Here is a 6,848-nt window from a genome sequence, read left to right as displayed (position 1 = left end):
AATTTTGATATTTGCATTTTGATATTTACATTAAAGTTCTTCTTGCTATCGCTCTCCCCAAAAGAGGAACCTATTTATGAAAAAGCAATTAGGTTCGCTTTCCTGCTTGCCAGAAGCGAGGCTAAAGTCTCGCACTACAAATCTTTTTATTATTCGTGTTCATTCGTGGTTATATATTCCCTCTGTGTTCTCTGTGACTCTGTGGCTATATCCTGAACGGTTACAATAATCTACTCAGTAAACTTCGTTGTGTCCACCAATATCTATCAATAAAACCTCATCTGACATTCTCTTGCACTTAGGGCATTCTAAAATACTTCCCCTTACGGGGAACTCTATACTTTTTTCGTATGTGTTTAGCTGTTCCATAATTTGCTCAAGGATTTAGGCCTCAAGGGATGAAACATGCTTTTTCAGAGAGCCTTGAGCCTTTAGCCTTGACCCTGCTGATTAACTTCCCCGAGCCTTAACCCATTCTTTAAAGAATATATCTTGTATCCTATATCTTTCTCCTTTTTGCTCAACCAGCTCTTTATTCTCTAATGCCTTTAAAGATTTATTCACCGTAGCCGCTGAACCCAGCTCGTATTTTATAATCGTTGACTGGGCACAAAGAGATAGTTCCTCATCAGCGGATAAAGCAACCAAAAGGTTTCTTTGTTTTGAGGACACCGAATCCCATAAATTAACAAAAAGGGATTCCTGATTTAAAAAGACTTGTTCCATCCCCCTTTTGACTGATTCAGCAGTAATTACCCTCTCAGGATATGATTCATTCCATATCTCATGCATAAGCATTTGGGTATAATAAGGATGGCACGCAGTAATTTTAAGAATCTCATCAACCAATGGTAATTCTATTCTTATTCCTGTCTCTTTAAGCCTTTTTATGATAAAGGCACTAAATTCTTCTTTGGGAATCATTCTTAAGCTAAGATGTTTTCCAATCTTATAAAAAGCCCTTGTTTTATCGTTAAATATCCGCTCCATAAGATGGCGTTTGCTTCCCATAAATACATAGGCGACATCACTGTGATGTTGAATCTTTGCCCTCAAATTTTTCTCAATATCTTCACCATCAAGTCTTTGTATCTCCTGAAATTCATCGAAGGCAACGATAAGCTTCTTTTTCTTCTTTTCCGCTATTCTCTGGGGAAGGTCATATAAATTTAAAAGGAGTTTATCCATATCCGATTTTTTGTCTTCAAATTCTACGAAAAACTCCATATCCCCTTCACCTTTTAAAACAATCTTTGGTGTAATTTTAGGTATGTTCTCTTTTATCTTTCTTACTGCTTCAGAAATTCCCTTTGAGGTTTCTTTAGCGATAGTAGATGCCAGCCTTTGTGCAAAATCCCTCTTTGAGGTAATGGTAGAGACATCAATATAGATGCAGGGAAAACCCTCTTTTTTTAGGCGATGGATAGTCTCTAAGATAAGTGAGGTTTTGCCAAAGCGTCTTGGGGAATAGATGATCACATTCTGGCTACTTTTAAGGTCTAACGATAAAGTTCAGGTGCGGCGGGGAGGATTACCACAAAAGTTTGATAGCAAGATAAAACTTTGAGAGACCACAAAACTCTGACCACGGCACAGTCCCCCGCCGTCAACTGCAACGCAGGGTTAGACAAAAGCTTTGATTCGCTGTCTTTTCCTTTTCCTCTGCCTCACCGAATTATTGTGCATTCCACATTCACGGTTGACCCTAAAATATCTCCTTTTTATTTTCTCACACAAAGCCACAAAGAACACAAAGGTTTATTGTTTTATTCAATTCCTTTGTGACTTTGTGTCTCTGTGTGATTATTTTTATTAGTCTAACCCCCTTTATATACTTACAACCCCCTAACCCCCTTTATTAAGGGGGAATATCTGTCCTCCACCTCTAATCTTTTCTATATTTGGGTGAGGGAATTTCGTGAAGCCCTATAGGAGATGATAGGAATGCGAGCCTGGACTCTTTGGTCAGTTTATTGATATAAATTGTTAGACCAGGCTTTTTATATACCCTTTCTGCCAATCTGCCATCATCTTCATCTACATCAATTACTTTACCACCAGAGATGGCTACCCATTTTTCAGGATATTTTTCGTAAAGTTCATCCTTCATCTTGTAAAATGCTTTCTCTTCAAGGAAAAACTTCGGGTCAATATCAAGGGGTTTAATAGAGGAGTCTTCTTCTTGAGATGGCACCCAGAATGGATTCTTAGGTGGAGGGAAGTTGTTTGTGAATGTTTGACTTACAATATAGATGGATATATTTTGGCCAGAAGTAATAGGTAGAAACTTCGTTAAATCTTTAATGCGTGATTTACTTACTTCCATTTTTTTTACATCCTCCATAATCTCTATTAGTAACCGTTCACCGCAGAGACACAGAGACGCAGAGAAAAAAATTAAAATCTATTTAAGATACGCAACAATTCCATCCCTGATTTTCATCAGGGCAATCTCTTGAGCAGCGCAACATTAAAATTGATTAACAAATCTGGTTTGCCTGCTGAACATTCGGCAAGCAGGTCCTATGTATTTCAATGGCTGCACCAATAATCTTTTCTGTTATCTGATTTATTTCTATCTCTTCTCTGTTCCTCTGCGTCTCTGCGGTAAATTACCACCTGAACGGTTACCTTTATTATACTAAATAATCCCAAAAAAGTCAAACTAAAATTACAGGCTTTTAAGGATTTGGGTTGTCTCTTCTGCCTCTTTCTTTAGGTGTAACTATTCAGCCACAGATGGACACGGATGAAACACTGAAAATTCGTAAATCGTGTCCGTAGTTAGGCTGAAGATTTTTCCTCCTGTTGTCCTCTGTCCTCTGCCCTCTCTCCTCTGTCCTCTGCTACTTATCCGTGCTAATCCGTGTTAATCAGTGGCTGAATAGTTACCCCCAATCTTATCTAAGACCTCTCTTTTTACCCCTATTTCTTTGCTTTTTATGAGCTCTTGTTGTTCTATAACTATCTCTTTTAGCACATCTTTATTCATCAGAATCCCTTTATTTTCATTTTAGATGAAAGTATAATACGAAAAGTTTTCATTGTCAATGAAAATATTGCAGATTGGCTGACCTGCGGTAGAAAAGATATTCAGGTAATGTAGTGTCTAAAACTCTGTAAACCCTTGATATTCCTACCTCTGTTTCTTCAAAATGCGAAAGTTAGAATAAAAATTAGTTGCATAAATTAAGATTATGGTATATAATCTTAGGAAGAAGGGAAAAAAGATGGTTATAATGTTGAAGATTACAAGAAAGGAGATAAAATATAGGTAGAGAGTAGAGAGTAGAGAACTGACTACTGACTACTCTCTACTGACTACTTAAAAGGAGATTAAATTGGAAAAAAACTGGAAGAAAATTAATCAGAGCATAACTCAAAAGGAAGTAACTGAATTAACCCAGGCACTTCAGATTTTACCTATTACGGCTGAAATACTCATTAGTAGAGGGATAGCTGAACCTGATGATGCTAAAAAATTCATTAGACCCAATCTAAATGATTTGCATAATCCATTTTTACTCAAGGACTTAGATAAAGCAGTTGAGCGGATTAGACTGGCACTAAATAAAAAAGAAAAAATCTTAGTCTATGGAGACTACGATGTTGATGGCATCACTTCAATAACCTTGTTAATACAGGCTTTAAATCATCACACTTCAAATCTTATCTATTACCTTCCCAAAAGATTAGTTGATGGCTACGGTGTCAGTAAAAATGGGATAGAACTTGCTTACTCTCAGGGGGTAAAACTTATCATTACAGTAGATTGTGGGATTTCGGCGATAGAAGAGATAGATTACGCCAATTCATTAGGAATGGATGTCATTGTTTGTGACCACCACGAGGTAAAAGGAAAACTCCCTTTTGCCTTTGCCATTATTAATCCTAAACAACCTACCTGTCAATATCCAGACAAGAGTTTAGCCGGTGTCGGTGTAGTAATGAAACTTATTCAAGGACTTATGAAAGAAGGATATTCAACGGTTGATTTGAATAGCCTGATAGAATTTGCCTGTCTGGGCACAGTAGCCGATGTCGTGCCGATAACTGGTGAAAATAGAATTATTGTTAAATATGGCTTAAAACAACTTACAATGACCCAAAATATAGGATTAAAGACACTCATTAAGGTTTGCGGACTTGAAGGGAAGAAAATTGAGTCTTCTGACATTAGTTTTAAATTGGCACCACGAATTAATGCCATAGGTAGATTAGAAGATGCAGAATTAGTTATCAAACTATTTCTGACTCAATCATCTCAAGAGGCAGAAAAAATCGTCAGAATACTCAATGACCATAACACAAAAAGACAAAACATCCAGGAGACTATCTTTCGTGAGGCAATACAATCGGATGTCCTCGAGGATGATAAAAATATCATTGTTCTGGCAAACGATAATTGGCATCAGGGAGTAATTGGAATTGTTGCCTCAAAAATAGTGGATAAATATTATCGGCCAACAATAATTATCTCATCTCAAAATGGCCTGGGAAAAGGTTCTGGAAGGAGTATTTCTAATTTCCACCTTCTGAATGCCCTGGTTCAATGCGAAGATTTATTAGAAAGTTATGGCGGTCATGAGCAAGCAGTAGGATTAACGATTTTACCGCATAAAATAGATGAATTTAGAGAAAGAATCAATGGTTATGCCCAAACCGTCTTGAAAAAAACCGATTTACAACCTTCCCTGAATGTTTTGCCCGTGAATCTAAAAGATGTGAATTTGGCATTAATTAATGAAATAGAAAGCCTACTTCCGCCTTTTGGCCTGGGTAATCCAAAACCTGTCTTTTCAACAAGTTCTTTAGAAATTTCAGGTGAACCAATGATTGTCGGGAATAATCATCTTAAAATGAAGGTAATAGAAGATGTATGTAGCACAGAGCAGGGAGCACAGAGTGAAAAAGGTAACTTTTTTTCATACTCCGGGCTTAAGGCTCAATGTTATGACGCCATTGGATTTGATATGGGCGATAAAATAACGGCTTTGAAATATTCAACTTCCATCGACTTAGCCTATGTGCCTCAAATAAACACCTGGCAAGACAGACAATCGGTGCAGTTGAATATTAAAGATATAAAATTCAACTATGAAAATCCGTAACCGTTCACCGCAGAGACACAGAGACGCAGAGAAGAAAATTAAAATTTATTTACGATAGGCTTAACATCCCTGATTTTCATCAGTGCAAGCTCTTGAGTACAACAACATTAAACTTGCCCTGATGAAAATCAGGGATGGATTAACAAATCTGGCTTGCCGGCTGAACATTCGGCAAGCAGGTCCTATGTATTTCAATGGCTACACCAATAATCTTTTCTGTTATCTGATTTATTTCCATATCTTCTCTGTTCCTCTGCGTCTCTGCGGTAAATTACCACCTGAACGGTTACGAAAATCCGAAATCGAAAGTCTAATAAAATGATGATGGAAAAACATATTTTATCTATTAGCGAATTGACTAAAAACATAAAAAGTATCCTTGAAGGTAATTTCCCGAATGTCTGGGTAGAGGGTGAGGTCTCAAATTTAACAATTCCTACTTCAGGTCATATGTATTTTACCTTAAAAGATGCAAATTCCCAGATAAAAGCTGTGATGTTTCGTAGTCGGCTTGCTTTTTTACAACATAGAGTAGAAGATGGGATGAAAGTGATTGTGCGAGGAATGATTAGTGTCTATGAAAAAAGGGGTGAATACCAGATATTGGTTGATGAACTCCAGCCTGCGGGCATAGGTTCCCTTTATGTCGCATTAGAAGAATTAAAACAACGATTAAAAAAGGAAGGATTATTTGACCCAGCACATAAAAAAAACATACCACTTATTCCTCAACAAGTTGGCATCGTCACTTCTCTTACCGGTGCGGCAATTAGAGATATTTTAAATATAATCGGTCGACGATTTTATAATATTGAATTACTCATATTTCCAGTCAGGGTTCAGGGTAAAGAGGCACCAGAGGAAATTTGTCAGGCGATTAAAGAATTTAATAAAATGGCAAAAAAGCCTGATGTTCTTATTATTGGTCGTGGTGGCGGCTCGATTGAAGATTTGTGGGCATTTAATGATGAAAACCTTGCCAGAACTATCTTTAATTCGCAAATCCCAATTATCTCTGCGGTTGGTCATGAAACAGATTTTACCATTGCCGATTTTGTTGCAGATTTACGTGCCCCTACGCCTTCTGCGGCGGCAGAGTTAGTAGTTAAAAATAAGGAGGAATTAATCCAGACATTAAATTCACTTTTAATTCGCCTCAAAAATACGGTTAAATCTCAATTATCTCAGTTTTTAATTAGATTACAAAGATGCCAGCACTCCCCGGTATTTAGACATCCATATCAAACTATCCTGCAATTTCAACAAAGGGTAGATGATGCCACAAACACCCTTTTACTTCTTACTTCACACCTCCTGGAGCAAAAACAGGCAAAATTGCAAAACTTTACGGATAGACTTACGATTTTATCACCATTTGCCATCTTGTCTTTGGGCTATAGCATTACTTCTAATTTGCTTACTGGCAAGGTAATCAAAGATGTCTGTCAGGTTAATGTTGATGATGATTTAAAAATCAGAGTTCATCAGGGAGAAATGATAGCTAAGGTAACTAAAAAAAGTAGAGAGTAGAGAGTAGAAAGTAGAGAGTAAAGAAAACATCACTCCTCATGCCTATCTCCTTACCTCCTACCTTCTATCTCCTACCTACTATTTTCATCGTCCTCGTATAATATATATTGTTGGTCATTTTGAATGCCACAATCTTAATTCCTTATTAAATCCCCCACGATTGGGGGTTGGGGGTTGAAAATAAAATTAAAAAATTAATTATTAGTA

General features: G+C 37.0%; 6 protein-coding genes. 3 read left to right on the top strand and 3 right to left on the bottom strand.

Annotation, left to right across the window (positions count from 1 at the left end; translation table 11 throughout):
- Window positions 1–450: 450 nt before the first annotated feature.
- From AB1422_14620 to AB1422_14610, 3 genes are all read right to left on the bottom strand, one after another.
- A complete protein-coding gene (locus tag AB1422_14620) occupies window positions 451–1,479 on the bottom strand; it encodes an ATP-binding protein (protein MEW6620547.1) in 1,029 nt (342 codons plus the stop codon).
- Between the two features lie 406 nt (window positions 1,480–1,885).
- Window positions 1,886–2,326 carry a DUF5678 domain-containing protein gene (locus AB1422_14615; GenBank protein MEW6620546.1) on the bottom strand — a complete coding sequence of 147 codons (441 nt, stop codon included), beginning with the start codon at window positions 2,324–2,326 and terminating at the stop codon, window positions 1,886–1,888.
- Between the two features lie 543 nt (window positions 2,327–2,869).
- Window positions 2,870–2,992 (bottom strand): hypothetical protein, encoded by a 123-nt coding sequence (locus AB1422_14610; protein ID MEW6620545.1) that lies wholly within the window; start codon window positions 2,990–2,992, stop codon window positions 2,870–2,872.
- A gap of 349 nt (window positions 2,993–3,341) precedes the next feature.
- Between AB1422_14610 and recJ the strand changes: the two genes are divergently transcribed.
- From recJ to xseA, 3 genes are all read left to right on the top strand, one after another.
- Complete coding sequence (recJ, locus tag AB1422_14605; GenBank protein MEW6620544.1) at window positions 3,342–5,111, top strand: single-stranded-DNA-specific exonuclease RecJ; 1,770 nt, start codon at window positions 3,342–3,344, stop codon at window positions 5,109–5,111.
- Between the two features lie 82 nt (window positions 5,112–5,193).
- On the top strand, window positions 5,194–5,433 hold the full coding sequence (locus AB1422_14600) for a hypothetical protein (GenBank protein ID MEW6620543.1): 240 nt from the start codon (window positions 5,194–5,196) through the stop codon (window positions 5,431–5,433).
- Window positions 5,430–6,641: an exodeoxyribonuclease VII large subunit gene (gene xseA / locus AB1422_14595; protein MEW6620542.1), complete on the top strand. Its 1,212-nt coding sequence runs from the start codon at window positions 5,430–5,432 to the stop codon at window positions 6,639–6,641. Before AB1422_14600 ends, xseA begins: the two co-directional genes overlap by 4 nt.
- The last annotated feature ends 207 nt before the right edge of the window (window positions 6,642–6,848 follow it).

It is taken from the genome of bacterium, from assembly GCA_040757115.1.
In the GTDB taxonomy this organism is placed as follows: Bacteria; UBA9089; CG2-30-40-21; order CG2-30-40-21; family SBAY01; genus JBFLXS01.
The sequence above is the reverse complement of the archived record's forward strand: the minus strand, read 5'-3'. Positions and strand labels throughout refer to the sequence as shown.

Bases quoted from the DNA above. Each gene is read 5' to 3' on its own strand.
- AB1422_14610 (MEW6620545.1), bottom strand. From the start codon at position 2,992: ATGAATAAAGATGTGCTAAAAGAGATAGTTATAGAACAACAAGAGCTC.
- AB1422_14615 (MEW6620546.1), bottom strand. From the start codon at position 2,326: ATGGAAGTAAGTAAATCACGCATTAAAGATTTAACGAAGTTTCTACCT.
- xseA (MEW6620542.1), top strand. From the start codon at position 5,430: ATGATGATGGAAAAACATATTTTATCTATTAGCGAATTGACTAAAAAC.